13 protein-coding genes and 2 pseudogenes are annotated in these 20652 nt (G+C 52.8%); 11 read left to right on the forward strand and 4 right to left on the reverse strand.

All coding sequences use genetic code 11. From position 1 onward, the window contains the following. Window positions 1-77: pseudogene (locus tag ACR0BD_RS10220) on the forward strand (IS6 family transposase); the annotation flags it as partial. Between the two features lie 58 nt (window positions 78-135). On the opposite strand, the pseudogene ACR0BD_RS10225 reads toward ACR0BD_RS10220, so the two are convergent. Together ACR0BD_RS10225 and ACR0BD_RS10230 are read right to left on the reverse strand one after the other, a co-directional pair. After that, window positions 136-228, reverse strand: a pseudogene (locus ACR0BD_RS10225) (hypothetical protein); the annotation flags it as partial. Window positions 229-346: 118 nt separating this feature from the next. Next, entirely contained in the window at window positions 347-1288 is a 942-nt protein-coding gene (locus ACR0BD_RS10230) for a response regulator (protein ID WP_480697890.1), read from the reverse strand. Window positions 1289-2026: 738 nt separating this feature from the next. Here ACR0BD_RS10230 and ACR0BD_RS10235 point away from each other — a divergent pair. Together ACR0BD_RS10235 and ACR0BD_RS10240 are read left to right on the forward strand one after the other, a co-directional pair. Continuing rightward, window positions 2027-2599: an acyl-homoserine-lactone synthase gene (locus ACR0BD_RS10235; protein WP_480697889.1), complete on the forward strand. Its 573-nt coding sequence runs from the start codon at window positions 2027-2029 to the stop codon at window positions 2597-2599. Between the two features lie 301 nt (window positions 2600-2900). Continuing rightward, a complete protein-coding gene (locus ACR0BD_RS10240) occupies window positions 2901-4022 on the forward strand; it encodes a response regulator (RefSeq protein ID WP_480830233.1) in 1122 nt (373 codons plus the stop codon). A 27-nt stretch (window positions 4023-4049) separates the two neighbouring features. Here ACR0BD_RS10240 and ACR0BD_RS10245 read toward each other — a convergent pair whose 3' ends face one another. Continuing rightward, on the reverse strand, window positions 4050-5384 hold the full coding sequence (locus ACR0BD_RS10245) for a cytochrome P450 (protein WP_480830234.1): 1335 nt from the start codon (window positions 5382-5384) through the stop codon (window positions 4050-4052). A gap of 216 nt (window positions 5385-5600) precedes the next feature. Between ACR0BD_RS10245 and ACR0BD_RS10250 the strand changes: the two genes are divergently transcribed. The 4 genes from ACR0BD_RS10250 (at window position 5601) to ACR0BD_RS10265 (ending at window position 10033) form a co-directional block, all read left to right on the forward strand. Then, entirely contained in the window at window positions 5601-7106 is a 1506-nt protein-coding gene (locus tag ACR0BD_RS10250) for a sensor histidine kinase (RefSeq protein ID WP_480830235.1), read from the forward strand. Between the two features lie 168 nt (window positions 7107-7274). Next, on the forward strand, window positions 7275-8369 hold the full coding sequence (locus ACR0BD_RS10255) for an NAD(P)/FAD-dependent oxidoreductase (RefSeq protein WP_480830236.1): 1095 nt from the start codon (window positions 7275-7277) through the stop codon (window positions 8367-8369). Continuing rightward, window positions 8350-8652, forward strand: coding sequence for a (2Fe-2S)-binding protein (locus ACR0BD_RS10260; protein ID WP_480830237.1), 303 nt, complete (start codon window positions 8350-8352; stop codon window positions 8650-8652). Before ACR0BD_RS10255 ends, ACR0BD_RS10260 begins: the two co-directional genes overlap by 20 nt. Then, entirely contained in the window at window positions 8639-10033 is a 1395-nt protein-coding gene (locus tag ACR0BD_RS10265; RefSeq protein ID WP_480830238.1) for an FAD/NAD(P)-dependent oxidoreductase, read from the forward strand. The genes ACR0BD_RS10260 and ACR0BD_RS10265 overlap by 14 nt, the downstream gene beginning before the upstream one ends. 160 nt (window positions 10034-10193) lie before the next feature. Here the strand turns inward: ACR0BD_RS10265 and ACR0BD_RS10270 are convergent, their stop codons facing one another. After that, on the reverse strand, window positions 10194-14027 hold the full coding sequence (locus tag ACR0BD_RS10270; protein ID WP_480830239.1) for a PA14 domain-containing protein: 3834 nt from the start codon (window positions 14025-14027) through the stop codon (window positions 10194-10196). A gap of 181 nt (window positions 14028-14208) precedes the next feature. Between ACR0BD_RS10270 and ACR0BD_RS10275 the strand changes: the two genes are divergently transcribed. From ACR0BD_RS10275 to ACR0BD_RS10290, 4 genes are all read left to right on the forward strand, one after another. Then, window positions 14209-15915, forward strand: a complete 1707-nt coding sequence (locus ACR0BD_RS10275) for an ABC transporter transmembrane domain-containing protein (protein ID WP_480830240.1) — start codon at window positions 14209-14211, stop codon at window positions 15913-15915. A gap of 422 nt (window positions 15916-16337) precedes the next feature. Further along, window positions 16338-18008 (forward strand): ABC transporter transmembrane domain-containing protein, encoded by a 1671-nt coding sequence (locus ACR0BD_RS10280; RefSeq protein WP_480830241.1) that lies wholly within the window; start codon window positions 16338-16340, stop codon window positions 18006-18008. Then, the gene (locus tag ACR0BD_RS10285) at window positions 18005-19333 is read left to right on the forward strand and encodes an HlyD family type I secretion periplasmic adaptor subunit (protein WP_480830242.1); all 1329 of its coding nucleotides are present in this window, start codon (window positions 18005-18007) and stop codon (window positions 19331-19333) included. Before ACR0BD_RS10280 ends, ACR0BD_RS10285 begins: the two co-directional genes overlap by 4 nt. A gap of 211 nt (window positions 19334-19544) precedes the next feature. Further along, window positions 19545-20573, forward strand: a complete 1029-nt coding sequence (locus ACR0BD_RS10290) for a GlxA family transcriptional regulator (protein ID WP_480830243.1) — start codon at window positions 19545-19547, stop codon at window positions 20571-20573. The last annotated feature ends 79 nt before the right edge of the window (window positions 20574-20652 follow it).

Consider the following 20652-nt stretch of genomic DNA (forward strand, 5'->3'; position numbering starts at 1 on the left):
CGCTCACCAGCCGGGACACTTTCAAGCTGACACGCACCGCCGCTCTTGCCGAGTGGCGTCAACTTTGTTCCGGATAGGTTCGCAGTTTCCGTGACAAACCGAGACTGGTTCGAATTCGTCTGACAGCACCATTCGTCCGGCTTCAACAGCCAATTTGAAGGCTAGTAGGGCAGCAGAGATATCTTGTGACGACAGGCTGATTTCAGAAATTGCGCCAGCAAAACCCAAACCATGCGGTAAAAGCGATCACAGGTATAAACTAAACCAAGACGCCACAATCTAGTTGTCGGCTTGTGAGCTTGCTCAGAGATGTAGCGGCTCGGCTGAAGAGCCTTGAGCATTCAAATCAGCCGACCCGCGCTACCGGTGTGTTGGGGATATCCGCCAGTTCCACGGCTTTGTCTATTAGGAACAGCGCTTCCATCTTGGACGATGCGCGCAGGGCGATTTCCTGACCTACCTGATAAGAAAAATCGCCATATGGATCATTTGCACCCAGACCTGACATGAGGCGCTTGGACAGTTGATGGCCCAACTGAGCGGCGGTTACGCCCGATTTGCTCTCATGGATGAGCAGAAAGACGCCATTCCCCCAATAGGTCGCAAAGTTTCGCCCTTCCTGTGTCGCGGCCAACAGCGCGGATCCGGCGGCCGCCATGGTTTCACGGAACTCAACTGAAGTCGAAGCGAGGTAAATTTCTTCGACGTCCGTGACTTTGACGGCCATCATCTTGGACGCTCTGGAGTGCATCGTCGACAACTGGACCACGTAGTTTTCGAATTCTGCCAACCCAATGCAACCTGGCAAATCGCCAAAATACAAAGGATCACTGAGGCGGAAGTCAGGGTTGATCTCGGAATCGTTCACCGCGTAGACATCAGCCTCAAAAACTTCGATCGCAGCGCGGCGTTCTGCGGCAAGTCTGTAAGCGTCAGATAGTCTCTGCTTTAGGTCAGCAAACTCGAAAGGTTTGGTGACGTAATCTGTCGCGCCGACTTCGAACGCCTCGTCGATGTACTGTTTTTGCACCATCGCCGTAATCATAATGATCGGAGTGAACTGATAGTCGGGCAGGGCACGTGCTTTTTCGCACAATGTAATGCCGTTCATCTCGGGCATCTGCACATCTAGCAAGAGACAGTCAAACGTCTCGGTCGTTTGGGACAGGACCTCAAGTGCCTCTTGGCCGCTGCGGGCGGTTACGACATCTTCATAGCCAAAAGCGCCCAGAACACAGGTCAGCAGCTCCAGAATGCTCGGGTCGTCATCTACGGCAAGTATACGCATAAACAGTCACCAGATTTTGCCGCCAAACTGAACCTTTAGGCTTTGCAGACCATGGGTAAAGGCCAGCTGGGGCGTTGACATCTCAATTTTGAGCAGGTTGTCGGAGAAAAACGGCAAAAGGATGACGCATGATGGGCGCACAAGTGACCGAATACCTTTTTTTCAAGGCAAAATGATTAGAGAAAAAAGCGAAGTGCGGTGAGAGTTATCCACAGTCGATTCTCAATCATGAGTTGGGTAATTGAGGGAACTGCGGGGCTTTGCCATAGACGTTTTCCAGTCAGTTCTGTGGCTTTGGTCATGAAAATCTATGCCAAAATCTGAATTTTTGGGAAATTTTCTATCTATCAAGAAGTTGTCCGGATTCTTTGAAAGCAAAGATCAGTGCAAATTGGTGAAATGAGTACGCAATATGTGCCCAAATTCTATGTAATTTGCTCAAGGTTATGTGTTGGATGTGAATTCGCCACACAAAATCGCGTTTCAAAAAAAAATCATCATTTAGTTGTGGACGTGGCAATCAATATCTTGTCATAAGTGTGTCTAAAATAAGAGCAAAATATGGACCGACCACTCAGGTACGAACAGGCATATCCAGCGTCCAAGGTATTTCCCGACCTGGAGCCAGCAAATACAGGCCAACCCGTGCCGAAACCTGCGGCACGGCGCAACCTTTTCTCGTTTAAACGGGGGAAGGCTGATCGTACGCGCGATTTGGGAAGCATTCGTGCAACGGCCATGAGTTTCCGTAATATGCACGAATACGGGACGCTGCTGTCCAAGTACCTTGAGACCAGAAAGTCCATTTTCATAGATCGTCTTCATTGGCAGGTCGGCGAAGTCGACGGGATGGAATTCGACCAATACGATACACCGGCGTGTAAATGGGTCGTGTTGCACGAGTTCGGTGAGATCATGGGCGGTGTGCGTCTGCTACCCACCGATGCAAGGTGCGGGGTCTACAGCTACATGCTGCGGGATGCGCAAAGGGGAATTCTTAATGACTTGCCCACGGATATCCTGTTCTTCGAAGCCCCAGTTAACCCAAACATCTGGGAGGCGTCGCGCTTTTTCGTAAGCGACCACGTTCCAGCAGCGCGTAGATTGGCAGTACAGCAGGAACTGTTTTATCGCATGACAACTACCGCTGCAGAAAATGGAGCTTCGCGTATTCTAGGTATCGTACCTGCGGTTTGGGCGCGTTGGTCGCGGCGTCTTGGGGTCGGGGCCGCACCAGTTGGTGCAAAATTTTCTATCGATGGAACAGTCAGTCAGTCGGTCTTGTTCAACATTGATGCTCCGCGCAGGTGACAACCTTTACTTGCTTCACGGGCTATTAGTTTCTTGTTGAGACTGGATTGCGGCGTTGGTACTTTGTGGCAGGGCCGTAGTACGGCTTGCGATTGGATGAATGCGCCGGTAAATTACTGAATTTGTTGAATAATAATTTGTGGGCTCACTAGTTTTTCAGATCAAAAAGCCCAAATCTGCGCCAAAATAAGGTCAAGAAAAAACCCAAATCTTTCGAGGTTTTTGCAGTTTTTGCCGCCGTTTCGTCCCACTCGTTTTCTAATCTATCCCTGTTTAACAGGTGGAAAGCGGTTGATCAGTCATGAAACACTCGACCCCAGGAAGAGACCAATTCCAGCGCAAGCTGAACCAGCGCGCGTTGAAGCAGACATCTTTAAAGGTGTTGGCTGTCGATGACGAATTGGGAATTCTTGAACTTTTGCAGACAGCTCTGTCAGAGTTTGAAAGCTGCCAGGTGTCAGTGGCAAGTTCGGCTGACGAAGCGCTTCAGATCATCAAGGCGTCGGAAACTCCGTTCGATTGCTTTCTGTTGGACATCCAGATGCCCGGAACGAACGGGATCGAGTTGTTGCGGCAAATTCGTTCGACGCCTGGAAATGCGGAAACTCCGGCGATCATGCTGACGGCGATGAGCGACAGAAAACACGTAGAGGATGCTTTTGCCGAAGGGGCTTTTGACTACATCACAAAGCCTTTCGACTTCTTCGAATTGCGCAGCCGTATGAATGCGGCGCATCTGATGATGCAAGAGCGGATCCGGACGCGGATGACCAAGGACTCAGTCAAAAACCTGCAGGATGTGCTTGATTATAATCAACAGTTCAGTTTCGAAGATCCACTGTCGATCACGGGCATAAAGCGCTGTTTGCGGTATGTTGAGTTCGACAACTATATTGAGCAACTTGCCAGAAGTCGGCTGTTTGACTCGTGGGTTACGGCTGTCAGACTGCAAGACGCGGCATTCCGTTTTGATTTGAACGAGTTTGCAGAGTTTCGCCGCACGATTTCCGCGTTGGGGCAGACCCTTCAAACAGCGACCCGAGATGCAGAGTCGATTTTCTCATACCGCGGCAGCGGCATTTTCCTAGTCGTTTCACATGGTAGGTACAGCGCTGCTAAAATGCCCAATGAAGAAAGCTTGAACAGTATCTTTGGCGATGTACTGGGTGGTCAGGGAATCTCGGGCAATGTGCGTGCAGTCATGAGCGCGCCGATCTCTATGCGTGCAATCTCGAAAACCGGCGCGCTTGCAGCGTTCGACAAGGCCGTTGCAAAACTTGAGGTGCGGGAAAAGGTTTCGCACATGGTGGAACAGCCCGTGCAAAAACCTGTGCGTCGCAACAAAGACAAGCCGCAGGGTCGGCTGTTCGAAACCGTTTTGAAAGAGATGTACGGCAGTAGAACCTACCTAAACCGGGGGTAGGTGAGGCGGTCGTTCTTGCGATCCCTATCAGACGCGTGTTGCATTCAAGACAAGTGGGCCACTGGTGCGCATGGTGAATGTCAGCACCGGCTCAGGCAATGGTACGTCGGAGAGCGAGAAGGAAACCCGCCGAAGAACCGAGGCCATAAGCACCATGATTTCGGTCTCGGCGTATTGCGCACCGATGCAAATCCGGGGTCCGGCACCGAAGGGGATGTATTGCCCTCTTGGTATCGTGCCACCAAGAAACCGCTCGGGTCGGTATTTATCTGGTTCATCCCAAAGCTTTTCGTTGCGGTGCAGGGAATAAACCGGAAAGAACAGCGCGTCCCCTTCTTCAATCCTCACGCCATTGACATCCAGCGCCTCGGCGGCGTCACGCGCAAAGAACGCAGCCGATGGGTACAGGCGGAGTGTCTCTTTGATGTGCGCGCGCAGCAAAGGCATATTTTCAAGGTCGGAAAATTCTATCGGACCGTCGGACCGTACCGAAAGGATTTCTTGGCGTACCCTGTGTTGCATGCCGGGGTTCAACGCCAGTAGGTAGTATCCCCAAGCCAACGCGTTGGCCGAGGTCTCATGCCCTGCCACAACAAAGGTCAACAGATTGTCGACTGTTGTTTCTGCATCTTCAAAATCGGATTTCAGCGCCTCAATCATCAAATCAAGAAAATCTTCGGGTTCTTCCCTGTTCTCAGAGCGGCGCAGCTCAATCACCTGGCGCGCAAGATCGCGCATTTTGGTAACGGGTGCTTTGCTGCTGAGCCATTTCTTGCGCGGAAGCCACTTTGGAAGCCCCATTAAGTCAAACAGAGAAAGGTCTGAAATATAATTAAAGTATGCGATCAGACCTACACGAATCTGTTCGGCGCTCACTTCCTCATTGCCCGAGAAAATGACCCGCGAGATATTGGTCAGCGTCGATGCGGGCGCAACCTGCGCCATATCGACCGGTCCTTCATTTTCAGCAAGCGAGTCCGCGATTTCGATGCCGGTTTCCGCAAAGTGCCGCGCCAGAACGGGCAGGTTTCTGGCCGCAAAAAGAGGTGAGTAGCGGTGTCTTTGTTTTTTCCACTTTTCACCTTCGGACAGGATCAACCCGTTGCCAACGGCAGACCCGATGATATCCTTGGTGAACTTTGCTTTCGGAAATGCACGGCCTTGGCCAACCAACAATTCGGTGATCATTTCCGGGTCGCAGATATAGTGAATATTGAGCGGTCCCCGGACATATGTCTCGCGAAGCGTTTTTGCTGGAATGACCTCAAGCATATTGCGGCCCGCTGACCGCGCGAACTGTATTAATGAGACCGGTTCTTCTGCCAGCCGTGCCGCAACTGGCGTGACCGCCAGCTGGTCCATTTCTATCTTTCCTACAGCGATCAAAGCACCACCCCTTTGATTGTCTCGCCAGCCTGTATGGGCATTAAGGGGGAAACTCATTGAAAACGCAATGAAATCGAAAATTTATAAGGCCAAGCGTTGCTGCTTTGCCCGCTATGCTCCCTGAATGAGCAGTGAAGTCAGGCAAAGCTGCGCGCGACAATATTGAAGTTCGGTTCAGACTATTGCCAAACTGTGAACCCATTTCCGACCAACTACGTCCTCATTGTGTCGCTAATCAGAGGCAAGAACGACGAGCAAAAAGATTTCACGATGACCGCCATCGAAGCACCTCAACTGGATCGGGTCTCTGAACACCCCGACAACAGGCTGCTACAGAACATCAAGGATTACACTGCCATGAGCTTTGCGCTGCTGTGGCAGCGGCAGGCGATTTTTCTGGCGACAACAATCCTGACTGCATTCTTTTTCGACCCGCTGAATGCGCTTTTGTTTTATGGCACGATACTGATCTGCGAAGCTCAGGATTTGTATCTCGCCAAGCGCGTCGCCAAGTTACAACCGGAAGAACGGCGCGCCATCATCATGATGGTGGCTTGGATTCTGCTCAACACGATCCTCAGCTCGACGGCGATTTGTTTATACGCGGTGTCCGTTGCGCTGAAGCAGCCGACCGGCGGACATTTTACACCGCTCTTTTTCCTGTTCGCAGCGGCCTTGTTCGCGGCCATGAACAACCACCAGTTCGTCTGGGCAATGATTGTACGTCTGGCGATGTACGGCATTTCGTTCATGATTATTGTGGTCAAAGATATTTGGATAGAACAACCTGATCTGTCGTCAGACCTATGGCTGCACTTCTTCACCGTCATCTTTGTAATGTACTTTCTGATCGACTGCTCGCTGGTGTTCCTGAAGCTTTACCAGACGAACCTTGAGCAGCTGGAAAAGCTGAAGGAAGAGCATGAGCGCACCAAGGCGGCCTATATCGCCAAGACCCAATTCATTTCGACGGTTAGCCATGAATTGCGTACACCGCTTACCTCGATCAAGGGGTCGCTTGACCTGATCAAGTCCGGGGCAATGGGCGAGGTGCCGGACAAAATGCAAAACCTTGTCGAGCTTGCCAGCAAAAACAGTGAGCGATTGGCTTCCTTGATCAATGATGTTTTGGATATCCAAAAAATGGAAGCAGGCGAGATGGTCATTCGCGAGTCTTTGGTCAATGTGAATGCGTTGGTAGACGAGGCGATTTCCTGCAATCTGGGATTTGCCAGCGCGCATAATGTCGAACTTGTCGAAGATCAGTCGGCGCACCAAGACATGTTCGTCAAAGGCGACCCGTCGCGCTTGTTACAGGTTCTGACGAACATGATTTCGAACGCGGCCAAATTCTCTTTCGAAGGCGGCACAGTCACGGTTGGGTGCAATGTTGTTGATGACCGGGTGCGGATCTTTGTTAAGGACCAAGGTGTCGGCATACCCGAAGGCAGCCATGACAAAGTGTTCGACCGCTTTTCGCAGATCGACTCGTCTGATGAACGGCATGCAGGTGGGACCGGGCTGGGAATGAATATTTCCAAGGGCATCGTCGAGCACTTTGGCGGAACCATCGACTACAACAGTACTTTGGGCAAAGGCACAGAGTTTTTTGTCGAACTTCCTCTTGTTGAAATCAAGAAAACAGGCCTTTCCGCTGACCTGACCGCGATAGGACCGAAGGCACTAGCCGGAGAGTGACGCTGCTCACCATCGCCAACTCGTCCATTTGGTATACCTTTGCTGCGCCTTGGCAGGTGATTGAAACGCAGCGTCTAGCGTTTGCGAACACTTCGGTTCATTAAGGGCTTTCGTCTTACTTGAATTGCGAAGTAAAAACCCAGCACCGGTTGGGCTCAGGGCGAAGGCATGGAATCCGAGTATATCGTCATCGGCGGCGGAGTTGTCGGCTTATCAATCGCTTGGGGTCTGCTCCGGCGTGGGCGACGCGTGACGGTTTTGGATGGTGGTGATCTGGATTTTCGCGCCAGCCGTGGAAACTTTGGGTTGGTGTGCGTTCAGGGCAAGGGGTTGAACCAGCCGCGATACGCGCGTTGGTCGCAACAATCCGCAGCTCTGTGGCCGGAATTCTCTGACGAGTTGGGCGAGGCAACCGGTAAAGACTTAAGCCTCGAACAGCGCGGTGGTTTCGACCTGCACTTCTCTGATGAAACTCTCGAAGACACCGTACACAGCTACTCTGGCCTGCGCGACGCGCTGGGGGGCGATTACCCGTTCGAAGTGCTGGGCCATAACGCGCTGCGAAAAGAGGAACCGTACATCGGGCCGAAAGTGACTGGCGCGATTTTGCATCATCAAGACGGGCATGTGAATCCTTTGAAACTGCTGCAGGCGCTTTCCGCAGATGTACGTCGTTTGGGGGGACGGGTGATTTCTGGGGTAACCGTAACGCGTGTTTCCAATGCAGATGGCTTTCGGATTTCTACGGCTGACCAACGAGAATTTCTGGGCGATAAAATCGTATTGTCCGCTGGCCTTGGCGCGGCGCAATTGGGGCCTCAGCTGGGTTTTGAGGCACCTGTGCGACCGGAACGAGGGCAGGTTTTGATTACAGAAAAACTACCCAAGATCATTTATCGTCCGTCAATCATTGCAAGGCAGGTTGATGAAGGTGGAATCCAGATTGGTGCCACGAACGAAGATGCTGGTCGGGATGACCGGGTGACCAGCCGGTGTATGGCCGGATTGGCCGCAGAGGCGATTGCTGCATACCCAATCCTTGCCCGCGCACGGCTGGTGCGCAGTTGGGGTGCGTTGCGGGTTCTGACACCGGACGGGTTGCCGATCTACCAGCAAAGCAAACAGATGCCGGGTGCTTTCTTAGTGACCTGCCACAGCGGTATTACCCTTGCCGCAGTTCATGCCATGCAATTGCCGGACTGGTTGGAAAACACGACCGCCAGCCCGGATTTGGAGGTGTTCGGTGAAGACCGCTTTCATTGAGCTTGAAAACGATAAGCGTGTTCCTGTCTTTGTGGATGGGGAGCGGTTCGATCTGCCGCTTGGTGCAAATCTGGCGGCCGCGCTTTTGGGTGCAGGTATCAGTGTTTTTCGTCATACTCCGGTTTCGGGCGCTCCAAGGGCACCGTTTTGCATGATGGGCGCCTGTTTTGACTGTCTGGTCGAGATCGAAGGTATCTCGCGCCAGGCATGCATGATCGAAGTTTCCGAAGGTCTAAAGATTACAAGGCCCAAGCAGCCGGAGGCCGGTCGTGCCCCGCTATGATCTGGCGATTATAGGGGCAGGGCCAGCAGGTATGGCCGCTGCAGCTCAGGCGACCGAGCTGGGGATGACCGTTGTTCTGCTGGACGAGCAGCCTCGGGCAGGGGGGCAGGTTTTTCGATCCGTTGGCCATGTGTCTGACTTGCGATCGAAGATACTTGGTAAAGACTACCTACGTGGCAAGGCGTTGACGGCAAAACTGGCGCATGAGGGTATAACGTATATCTCTGGTGCAGCTGTCTGGTCTATCGAAAATGGGTTCGATCTGTCCTACACATGTGCTGGTCGCGCGCATTCCGTTTCCGCCCGATATGTGTTGTTGGCAACAGGTGCGCTTGAAAGGCCCATGCCTGTACCTGGATGGACCTTGCCGGGGGTAATGACGGCTGGCGCTGGACAAATCCTGCTTAAGCAATCTGGCGTTGTCGCGCGGAATGCGGTTCTGGTTGGCAATGGGCCGCTCTTATACTTATTCGCGGCTCAAATGGTACGTGCGGGGCAGCCACCTGCCGCGTTGGTTGAGACGGATAATGATTACCGCGCCGCGGCACGGTATTTGGGTGGCGCAATTCGAGGCTGGCGTTATCTGTTAAAGGGCTTGGGTCTTTTGGCTGAATTGCGACGGGCAGGGGTGCCTCGCTACAAAGGCGTGACGAACGTTTCCATCTTTGGAAAGAACGCTGTTGAGGGACTAAGTTTTACCGAGGGGCGACAAACACATCGCATCCGGTGTGAAACGGTTTTTCTACACCACGGCGTGGTGCCCAATACACAGGCGGCCAGATCCTTGGACGTCACGCATAGATGGAGCACACAACAAGCGTGTTTTCATCCGGTTCTGGATGCCTGGGGCGAAACCGACGTCAAAGGCGTATTTGTTGCCGGCGATAGCGGCGGCATAATCGGCGCGTCGGCATCAGAGATCGCAGGCCGATTGGCCGCGCACCGTTTGGCCGAATTGGCGGGCTTTATTTCTGAACACGAAAGGGATCATCAGGCGCGGCCTTTGCAAGTTAAAATGGCGAAAGAAAACGCGATACGTCCATTTCTTGGCGCGCTTTACCCACCTTACGCCCCTGCGCTAAATCCGCGTGACGATACAATAATCTGCCGCTGTGAAGAGGTTACGGCTGGTGAAATCCGCCATTTTGCCCGCCTTGGATGCCTTGGCCCCAATCAGGCCAAGGCGTTTGGACGCCCTGGTATGGGGCCATGCCAAGGTCGTTTCTGCGGGCTTTCGGTCACCAATATCTTAGCCAAAGCAAACGGCAGTTCCGCCAACCAAACCGGCTATTTTCGAATACGCCCGCCGTTGAAGCCAGTCACATTGGGTGAACTGGCGGGGATACACAATCAGAGTGTTGATCCGCCCCAATCCGAATGATGTTGGACACCTGGAAGAGGACTCAGCTTCGCTTTAGGCGTTAAGGTGTGTTTGCGAAATCCACTTTCGACCCGGGTATCACACTTCAGTTGCGCCAACATTGGCCCCAGACCAAGGCTACATAGTTGCGTTCAGTCTGAGACAGGGAGTGAAAATAAAACTACCAATCGAACCGCTCGTACGCGTCGCTGTCGATACTGGATATGTCCGGTTCTTTTGGGCTCAGAATTACCTCTGACATTACGTCTAGGTCCTGTTCCGCTTCGACTATTTGGTCGTCTAAATCCCAGGCGGGGGACTCATTTGCCGTTGCAGAAACGACCTCGACCATCTCATCAGATTGTCCAATTTGGGTTTCTTCTGTGACATCGCCCACAGTAAGCTCGAATGGAGTTTCAGACGTTAGCTGCGCACCATTGAAGCCGATGTCTGATACAACGATTTCTCCATTAATCACCCCCTCGAACCCGGGCGGAGGAGAGATCTCCAAAAGGCTGATATCCCAACCTTGCAGGTTCAATTCGCTCCCGTCCGTTAGGGCTGTGTTTTCCCCACTGACGACCAAAGTGTCTGATGGTAGCCCCTCTAGAGTTACAGAGGCCTGCGGGCCCGAATCAATCACGTCGATACCCACCTCAAATGTTCCGTTTTCTGGGATTGATGTCGCTGCATCCGCCTGCACGAATTCACGCCCGTCAGTATCCGGACCGTCCCATTCAAGCTTTAATCCCGCGTGACCACGGTTTTCGAAGTACCGAACTTCGATGTCATGGGCGCCAGGGGAAAGTTCAACTTGGGCAGATCGCGTTCTGAAACCATGCAGGCCGTCGTTGTCGATGACCTGCTGGCCGTCAATGAACAAAGCAACACCGTCATCCGCCCCGGCAAAGAAGGAATACGTCCCGCCTTCTTCGACCGTTATTGTCCCGTCAATTTTTGCACCAAATGTGTTTTTGGAACCGCCTTCCCAGAAAGAGCCAGCGCCGTTTTGATAATTGATTTCTTGTACGAATTCCTGATGGGTCGGCTCCGCGCCCCAGTCGATGTCGTCTAAACGCCTTAGGTTGTGGTCCACGTCAAAGTAGCGAGCCTGAAACCCGCCGATAAGTTCTGCCGATGGCATCACCTGATGGGCTTCATTAACCTCAAAGCTCAAAACTTGTACTGTGTTCATATTCAGATCGTTGCCGGACGATGCGGAACTCTGAAGTTCGGCCTGCACTGAGCCAACAAAATCAGGAGGAGGGGTGATCGTCACGAGGTCACCTTGCCAGTCGCTCAGTTCTGCGCTGCCGTCTGGACCTGCGATCGTCGTTCCAGCCTTTGTTGCGACCTGAGTTCCCGCCGGCAGCTCATTGATAACGAAATTTGAAGCATCCGAAAGTGCCAGCTGATTGATGTCGATGTCGATGTCGAAAGTCAAAGGCATTCCGCCAACGGTTTGAGCTTCGGTCGCGTCAGGAGCGGTCACAGCCTGACGACCGTCAATGCCGGGGCCTTCCCATTCGAGGTTAAGGCCAGCGTTACCGTCGTTTTCAAAATACCGAATTTCTATACTGTGGGTTCCGGGTTCCAGTGCAATCTGTCCTGTCTCTGTTTGGTATGCGTGCAACCCGTCATCCTCGACTACTGGGACACCATTTATGGTCAACGTCGCGCCATCGTCCCCACCCAGAAAGAATGTAAACACTCCCCCCTCCGAGACGTTGATATTGCCGCTAACTTCCACTCCAAACGTGTCCTTAGAGCCGCCTTCCCAGAATGATTCGCTGCCGTTTTCGAAGTTTATTTCGGGGCGTATTTCTTGGTGTGTCGGCGGTTCCGTCCAGTTTACGTCCGCCAGCTTTTCAAGCTTGTGATCGACGTCGAAAAACTTGACGTGGAAACCACTGTTAACAAGAGCCTCTTGCCGATCCGCGACGTGGACACTGAAAGCTTCGGTCTGGCTCAGGCCGCCTTGGTCGGTGACCGTGACGTCGATAGTTAGGGTAGAGGCCTGCTCATAATCCAGCGAAACACCGGGCTTTAGACGTAGATAACCGTCGGCAATCTCGAACCTGTCGTCTGATACTTCGAAACTGTGGTTGTCGCCAAGGTCGGCGTCGGCAAAGCTGATTTTTCCAACAATTGCCCCTTCGACGTTTTCTGCCACCGTCTGCTCGACTACCGTCAGTGTTATGTTGTCAATCAGGGCGCCATAACTGTCGTTCTGACCTTCTGTTTCCCGTAACTCTAGCGTGTCCTGCCCGGTTCCCACCACTTGCAATTGAAACGTCTCCCAATCCGAGGATTGAGGGTCCAGAGCGGCTACCAAATCGCCGTTCCAATAGACTTCTACTGTGTCTGTGCCGCCTGTCAGGCGCTCTCGCAGATCCATGCCAAGGTTGTAAAGCTGCCCAGCTTCGGTTTGGACAGTCTGTGAAATGCTATCCAGACCATGGCCGTGATCCAGTTCGATTAACTGATCGCCGTGCGAGGCCTGTGTTCCGCCAAGCCGGTCCCAGACTTCGATGCCATTTGCGTCTGCCCAGGCATCGGTCAGATCCTCGTCGAACCCTTTCCACCTACCCTTAGCAACATCGAACTCTTCAAAGCTGCCGTTTTTAATGAGGTTTTGTGAATTTGTTGTTAGGGCAAGGTCGGTCGGCCCCTCGTTTATATCCTCAACCGAAATCACAAAATTTTGCGTCACGCTCAGACCTTCAGAGTCTGTGGCGGTGATCTGAACCTCAATTTCGTCGGTTTGTTCGTGATCCAGTTCAACTCCCGGCTTCAAGCGTAAACGACCATCGCTAACTTCGAAGCGGTCGTCAGAAACCTGAAAACTGTGCTGGTCCCCGCGGTCCGGGTCCGTTGTGGTGACATTTCCTACAACGCCACCAACCGAGTTTTCGGCCACGGAGAGACTGTCGAGGTCCAGTGCAACAGGGGCTTCGTTGACGTCCAGCACATTGATCGTAAAGCGTTCAGTCAGGCTTAATCCGCCTGTATCTGTGACCGTGACGTCAATATCAATCATATCTGCAGTTTCGTGGTCCAAAGCCACGCCGGGCTTAAGGCGTAGTTGCCCATCGACAATTTCGAACCGGTCGTCAGAAACGTGAAAGTTGTGCGTATCGCCTTGATCCGTGTCAGAAACGTTTAGGGCCCCTATAGTGGCACCGGGCGTATTCTCTAGGATACCAGCGGCTTGCAGGTCGATTTTGCTGGGTGCTTCGTTGATGTCTTGGACTTCGACAGCGAAAGTCTCTGTCAGGCTAAGCCCACCGCTATCGGTGACGGTTACTTCAACTTCGATTACCGATGCGTCCTCGTGATCCAACGCAAGGCCGGTCTTCAGTTTCAACTGACCATTGGCAACCTCGAAACGATCGTCTGATACAGTATAGTGGTGGTCGTCGGCTTGGTCTGGATCGATTACGGAAAGCGTACCGACAACGGCGCCTGATGCATTCTCAGCTACAGTCACATTGTCCAGATTAATCTGTTCAGGAGCTGTGTTGGCGTTCGCCAAATTTGGAGGCGGAGGCGAATACTGCGGACTTTCGTGGTTGCGGGGATCCACCTGATCGTTGGAAGCGTGAGTGAGAGAGGGGGCGGATGCCTGCTGAGCAGGAGTGGCTTCTCCTATCTCTGACGTTGTGTTTGGTTCTCGGATAGTGCTGGGTGCATCTTTTTGCCGAACACTGGCCTGCAAGTCGACTGACGTGTTTATCGGAACAATGGGCTCTGGGCCGGATTGGATGCCTGTTTCTCGCTGGCTTTCCGCCGATGTCACATCTTCGACGTCCGCCCCAACGGGAGCGCCGTCAAAATAAGCGCGGTTTTCCATCGAGCCAGAACGATTTTCACCTGTGTGCAAGGTACTTCGTGACGGGTCGTCGACTTCATGCGGACCGCTACGCGAAAGCTGTGATGCAAGTTCAGCCTTCTCATCTTGCTCAGACTTTCGAGACTGCGCGTAAAATGAAATATCTTGACCTGATTTTCCCATAATCCATTTCCTTATGCAGCCTGTGTGTTCTGGTATGAGATAGCACGCGAAACCTTGCAGATGTGTTTCATAAATATTTGTAATTTAATGAAAATAAGAAGAATTAAGGCGACCTGAGTTTACATTTTCTAAAGCCGAGCGGCGCACATCCTGTTGGAAATCAAACGGGTGAGCGTGCAGAATGAAACCGCTTAAACTGGTCGGGAAATTGGTAGGCCCGGGGTTCAGAATCCCGATTTGGCTCGCGTCTTTTTCATTGAATATTCTTGCACTTTTGACGCCCATTTCCATTCTGTTGATTTTTGATCGGGTCATACCGTTTCAGGCGACAGAAACACTGTGGGTATTGTCGACTGCGCTGCTGGTCAGCGCGATGGCTGAGATGGTTTTGCGTCAGTGCCGGAACATTCTGCTTGCTGTTGCGGCCGAAGATACGGCGGTCCACAACCACAATCGGTTCTTGAGTAAACTTCTTTACGCCGACCCCAAGACCTTTACCGAAAGCCCGGAAAATGCATATTTTGAGAGGTTTTCGGCCATTGGCCGGCTCAGAGATTTCCAATCTGGTCAGACCCAAAGCCTTTCGATTGACCTGCCTTTTACAGTTTTGTTCGCAGCTTTGATCGCCCTTATCGGAGGGTGGTTGTTTCTTGTTCCCCTGGGTGCGTTTTGTGTGGTTAGCACGGTCGCTTTGATCATGAAGCGCGCGCAAAGATCGCTGTTCGAACAACGAAAGTCGTTGGACACACGGCGCTATGCGTTTCTGTCTGAAGTTCTGGCAAAAATGCCGACCGTCAAGGCGAACCGGATGGAACCACAATTGGCACGCCGGTTCGAGCGTCTTGAGGAACGAACCGTTTACATGAGCAGAAAGCTCATACTCTTCTCGGGTTTTACACAGAGTTTTGGTGCCGTCTTCTCGCAATTGATGGTCGCTGCGATGGGCCTGTCGGGGGCCTATCTGGTCATTCAAAATCAAATCGGACTTGCGGAACTTGCGGCGTGCATGCTGCTGAACGGACGTATCATTCAACCTTTGACTAAGCTCATGGCACTGTGGGTGCAGTCCGAAGATGCAGCATTGGCGCGTGGACGCTTGGCGGATATGGAAAGGTTGAAACCCATCGCTGTACCTCAGCAATCTGCAGGCAAAATGACCGGGAACATTGAGGTTTCCAACTTGTCGCTGAGCGTGGCTGGTGAAGCTGGTCGGTCAAGTTCTCCAATTTCATTCTCGGTGGGTCGATCCCAGTGTGTTTTGGTTGACGCCGAAGAAAACTGGATGGTTGGCGCATTGTTTGAAGTCATAGCAGGCACGCGCTCGCCTAATCGCGGTTCCATAATGATTGACGGGCTGGCCGCGTCGCAAAGAGTAATGCAGAAAGGGCAGGGGGCTCTGATCGCTTTGGAAACAGAGCCAGCGATATTCTCCGGTACGATCCTTGAAAACCTGTCTGCCTTCTCGGATGACGCGACCGCTGATAGGGCAAAGCACACTGCTGCGGCTTTGGGGTTGGAGCGACGTATCAACCGTCTTCCCGCCGGGTACAGCACTGTGCTGAACGCCAACACCGGGTTTGAAAAGGAACCGGTGAACCGCCACCTTATCGCTCTGACGCGCGTTTTGGCGTTGCAGCCTCGGGTTTTGTTGATGAACGAACCGACGGCGGCTTTAGATACACCAGAACGACAAGCCTTAGCGGATTACCTTGAGAATGTTTCCCCAAGACCCACGTTAATCTTGTCCAGCCCGGATCCGCGGCTGCGAAAATTGGCGGATCAAAGCGTAAAACTTACCAACATCTTAACTGACGATGTCATTGCGTGGAACCAAGACGCGGCGGTTGAGCTACACGCAGCGCAATCGCACAACAGAGGTGCCGCATGAGCACGTTGAGCACAATTGACGCTGCCTCGATCTTGCAACGATTTCTGCAGGTTGGAGGGCGCCGGAAGAGTGCAGACACGGTAACCGAAGCCTTGCCGCATTTCACCGAGTCACTCAGTCAAGATGATGTCTTGAATGCATTGGAAACATTGAAAGTTTCCTATTCTACAGTCAGATGCCGTGAACGGGAACTGACCCAACAAGAATGCCCTGCACTGGTATTCCCGAATAGAGGCGGGTGTTACCTGGCTCTTGAAAGGTTGGGGGCGGATTTACGAACAAGTGATAGTCAAAACCCAGACCTGCGCTTTTATCACCCGGGCGGTGGAAAGTGCTTAGCGGTTCGGCTGGACCCTGTCAGTCGCAAAGTGGCTGAAGGCCACTCGACCTCCGTACAAACGGCATTTCGGGACCTCGGCCCAATGATGCCATCGCTCCTGTTTGCATCTCTTTTGATCAACACGCTGGGTCTGCTGACGCCTCTGTTGATCATGGCCATCTATGACAGAGTTATTCCGTCCGGTTCCGGCAGCTTACTGATATCATTGGCGTTTGGTGTCTTTGTTGTGGGTGTTTCGGATTTTTGTTTTCGTCTGGCGCGCTCGAAGGCCCTGGCCTATGTGGGTTGGCGCGGTGAACAACAGCTTATGGTTGCCCTTTTTCGCAAGTTGATGTCTCTGCCCTTGGCGCAATTGCAGAAATCGGGCGTTCATCAGCAACTGGCCCGGTTCCGTCAGTTCGAAGGTGTAAGAGACGTTTTCACCGGACAACTCATGACGACTTTGCTGGACCTTCCATTTGTCCTTATTTCCTTAGCCCTTCTGTTGTATTTGGCGCCTACGGTTGGCCTACTTTGCATGTTCATTATCATAGGCTTTGTTGTTCTAGGTCTGATCACAATACCACGCCAGCAGTCCTTAGATCGCAATGCAGCGGAATTGGCTGAGGTTCTCCGCACCAAGGTGCAGGATGCCGTTCGCCACCAGCACGTCATTTCTAACCTTGGGCTGCAGGCGCGCTGGATGGAAGCGAGCATACCATTGGTTGACGCTGCTGAGGATGCGTCCCGCCAAGCGCGTCAGTTTCAAACGCTTACGCAATCCTTGGCACAATCCATGGTCGCGCTGACAACTGTAGGCGCAATCGTCATGAGTGCCCTTGGCGCAGTGAATGGAACCTTGAGTTTCGGTGCCCTCATCGCGTCCATCGCGTTAGTGTCCAAGGTCTTGGCACCTCTTCAATCGCTTTATTCAGCTTGTCCTCAATTGCTGGCCTTCTCAAAGACCCAAGCGCAGGTTGACCGCGTACTTAGCCTGGAGGAAGAGCTGGAGTTGGGGCCAGATCACTCTCACGAAAAAACGCTCAGGGGTGGGGTGACATTCTCGGGCGTTACCTACCGGCCTGATCCTTTGAATGCGGCACTTTTATCTCAGGCCAGCTTCAACTTCGAACCCGGCGAAATCGTTTTGATAATGAGCAGTGACGTCGCCAGTCGCACTGCCGTGTTAGAGTTGATCGATGGCTTGCACGCACCTTTGGCTGGGACGATCGAGCATTACGGGATCGACATCCGCCAAATCGCCACGGACGAGCTGCGAAAGTCGACTACTTATGCGCCTTACCATCCCTCTCTGTTGTACGGAACGATCGCTCAGAATTTTCGGTTGGCGTCTTTATCGCTCACGGATGAAGAGATCTATTCGAAGCTCGCGTTTATGAAACTACTAAACGAACCGGGATTGCTGCAGGACGGTTTGGATACGCGACTGACGGATCGACTGCTTGCGGGGCTCTCGGATGAAACAATCAAGTCGTTGGCACTGGCGCGTAGTATGGCGCGTGAATCTTCACTTTACCTGTTTTCGGAACCGACCAACGGCTTAACCGATTTACGCCGCGCCCAATTTAAGGACTGGGTCCGGGCGCAACACGGCCAAAAAACAGTTGTCGTAGCGACTGCAGATAGGTCGTTCATGCAAATCGCTGATCGCTTCGTTTTTTTGAACGGCGATCGTGTGGTCGTCAACGCGACCGGAGAGGCCGGACGCAGAAAGCTGCAAGCCGTCTTAAAAACACTGGAGGGACAGTCATGACCAGCAAAATGGAACGAAATACCAATGCTGGGCCGATGGCGCATGCGGCCAAGCGAAAGCGATTGAGGCAGCCTCGGTTTGCGGCGTTTTTGGCGCTAGGGTCCTTCGCGATGATCTGTTGCATTCTGTCCCTGGCGGGGTACACCAGTGTTCCGCAGATCACACGTGCGCCGGGTACAATTCTGCCTTTTGGGGACTATCAGCAAGTCGACACATTGCACGGTGGCATCGTTCGTGCAGTGCATGTCCACGACGGTCAACGGGTGAAATCCGGCGATTTGTTAGTTGAACTCGCGAATCCGGACCTCTTGCAAGAGACAGAGTTGTTGACCGAACAACTGGCGGCAATCGCGCGTGATTTGAAAAGCGGAAAGGTTGTTTTGTCTATGTTAACCAGACCGCAACCTCCAAGCTCTGACGAACTGGACGCGCTGGATCAGAGTGGCCTGACAACTGCCGCTTCGCGATTGCGCCTATTCTTCGAAAGCCAAAAGATTCAGCAATCCTCGTTGGAACAACAGGCGGAGACTGTGCAGATTTTGAAGCGAGCTTCCGAGTTTTCAAAAGGCCGGGTTGAGCGAAAAGAAAAAGGCCTCGCGCGGTATGCTCAACTTCATGCGCAGGGCCTAAAATCGCTGAGCGACTACCTGGAGGAAGAAGACGAAGTGGATGTTCTGCGTGCCACGGCCTCTGCCGCCGAAGCACGTCTGGCCGAAGCCCAGAATGCACTGATGAATTCGACCGCAGCCATGTACGAAGAAGCGCTGGCGATGCAGGACGAAGTTGTAACGCGGATCTCTGAGTTGGAGCAGGAACATGATCGCTTGCAGGTGTCCTTTTCCAATGTGACCGCCAAGCTGCAGGCTTTGCGCATAGTCGCGCCTTCGTCGGGTGTGGTGCAATCTGTCGCTTATCCGAACCCGGGAGAAGTCATCGCACCCGGTGAGACAATTTTTGAAATATTGCCATCAAGACAAGCCTTGGTGGTCGAGGCACGCATCCCGAACTCTGAAGTGGGGCATGTCAACGTCGATGACCCGGTCTCTGTTAGCGTGGATACGTTCGATGTGCGCCGTTTCGGCAAGGTCAAGGCGCATTTGAGTTCCGTCTATCCGCTTCCACTAACTGATGAGACTACGGGCGATACGTATTTTCGGGCGTCGTTTGATTTGACCGATGCGCATGTTGGTACGGGCGCGTTTGAAAGGCCATTGCGCGCGGGAATGACAGTCGTCGCCGAGCTGCAGACCGGAGAACAAAGCCTGCTTGCCTACCTTCTAAAACCCGTCCAAGCCACGCTGGAGCGCGCCTTTACCGAAAGATAGGTTGCCAATTTAGGGCTTACTGACCGTGCGATCGCCATCGTTTTGGAAAGCAAGCGGTGGGTACACTATGCAAGATTGGTTTTGCTGTCGGCTGGCAAGGTTGTTGGAGGCCAAAGTTACGCTTCGAAGGCGTCATACTGCACCGACTTGCGCTGCTGACACAAAAGCTCTTTTCTTGATCTAAGGGTCCGTAGGTAATGGAGTGGCTGAAATGAATGAAGCCGTACCAATCAAAACGCAACTTGTGGTGATTGTGGCACCGGGCTTCAATATTTCTGCGACCATGGGATTCATAGATCCTTTCAGGGCCGCGAACTATCTGGATGGCCAGTCGTATTTCAAGTGGACGTTTGTATCTGCGACTGGCGGGCCCTGCATGTCGAGTAACGGAGCAGACATTTCGACAACCGCTTTGTGCGATGTTGAAACTGACAGGGTGGATTTCGTTGTCGTTTCCACCAGTTGGACGCCGGAACAGCACCTGACCCCCGGCCTTAGAAACGCGTTACGTAATTGGGCACGTAAAGGCGCGATTTTAGTGGGGCTGGACACGGGGGCGTTTCTCTTGGCTCAGGCCGGGCTTTTGAATGGGTGTCGCGCGACTGTTCATTACGAGCATGTAGATGCTTTCAAAGAGCTTTTTCCGGATGTGGAGGTCGTTGAGAACCTTTTTGTTTTGGATGGCAACCGCTTCACGTGCTGCGGTGGTGGCGCGGCAGTGGATCTTGGCTTACAGATCCTTATGGGAACCCGCGGTAGCGCGCTGGCGAACGCAGCGGCGCGATATGTTTTCCATGAAAGGCTTCGCGACCCTGCCAACATGCAACAACCGGAAGGAAGTGAACCGTTGGGGGCGACTGTTCCCGATAAGCTCAGGCTCGCGATCCAGACGATGGAGGCAAATTTGGAAGACCCGCAGCCTGTGCCCGAGATATGCAAATTGGTGGGAATTTCGCACCGTCACTTGGACCGGATGTTTTCGGTTCACGTGGGGAAAACGCCAGCTCAGTATTACCGCGACATCCGGTTGGACCGGGCGAGAGGGCTGGTGACGCAGACCAATTTACCAATTTCTGAGGTCGCCATGGCCTCTGGTTTTGCCAGTCAGGTTCATTTCAGCCGGTCCTACAAACACAGGTTTGGTTTGCCGCCCAGTCAGGATCGGACAGAAGGGCGGGTCCCGTTCGAGTTCCGCGCTTGGCCCATGCATCGTCAAAACAAACAAAATATTGTTGAGTGATGAATGGCGAAAAAGATGTAAATAGTGGCGAAAAAAGTTGCGCCTTTGGCATTTTTTCCGAAGATCATGTGCTCGAATT

Source organism: Ruegeria sp. G5 (assembly GCF_056533365.1).

What these genes read in the sequence shown, in the direction of transcription:
- ACR0BD_RS10230 (WP_480697890.1), bottom strand. Translation starts at nt 1,288, where the DNA reads ATGCGTATACTTGCCGTAGATGACGACCCGAGCATTCTGGAGCTGCTG.
- ACR0BD_RS10235 (WP_480697889.1), top strand. Translation starts at nt 2,027, where the DNA reads ATGAGTTTCCGTAATATGCACGAATACGGGACGCTGCTGTCCAAGTAC.
- ACR0BD_RS10240 (WP_480830233.1), top strand. Translation starts at nt 2,901, where the DNA reads ATGAAACACTCGACCCCAGGAAGAGACCAATTCCAGCGCAAGCTGAAC.
- ACR0BD_RS10245 (WP_480830234.1), bottom strand. Translation starts at nt 5,384, where the DNA reads ATGGACCAGCTGGCGGTCACGCCAGTTGCGGCACGGCTGGCAGAAGAA.
- ACR0BD_RS10255 (WP_480830236.1), top strand. Translation starts at nt 7,275, where the DNA reads ATGGAATCCGAGTATATCGTCATCGGCGGCGGAGTTGTCGGCTTATCA.
- ACR0BD_RS10270 (WP_480830239.1), bottom strand. Translation starts at nt 14,027, where the DNA reads ATGGGAAAATCAGGTCAAGATATTTCATTTTACGCGCAGTCTCGAAAG.
- ACR0BD_RS10275 (WP_480830240.1), top strand. Translation starts at nt 14,209, where the DNA reads ATGAAACCGCTTAAACTGGTCGGGAAATTGGTAGGCCCGGGGTTCAGA.
- ACR0BD_RS10280 (WP_480830241.1), top strand. Translation starts at nt 16,338, where the DNA reads ATGATGCCATCGCTCCTGTTTGCATCTCTTTTGATCAACACGCTGGGT.
- ACR0BD_RS10285 (WP_480830242.1), top strand. Translation starts at nt 18,005, where the DNA reads ATGACCAGCAAAATGGAACGAAATACCAATGCTGGGCCGATGGCGCAT.
- ACR0BD_RS10290 (WP_480830243.1), top strand. Translation starts at nt 19,545, where the DNA reads ATGAATGAAGCCGTACCAATCAAAACGCAACTTGTGGTGATTGTGGCA.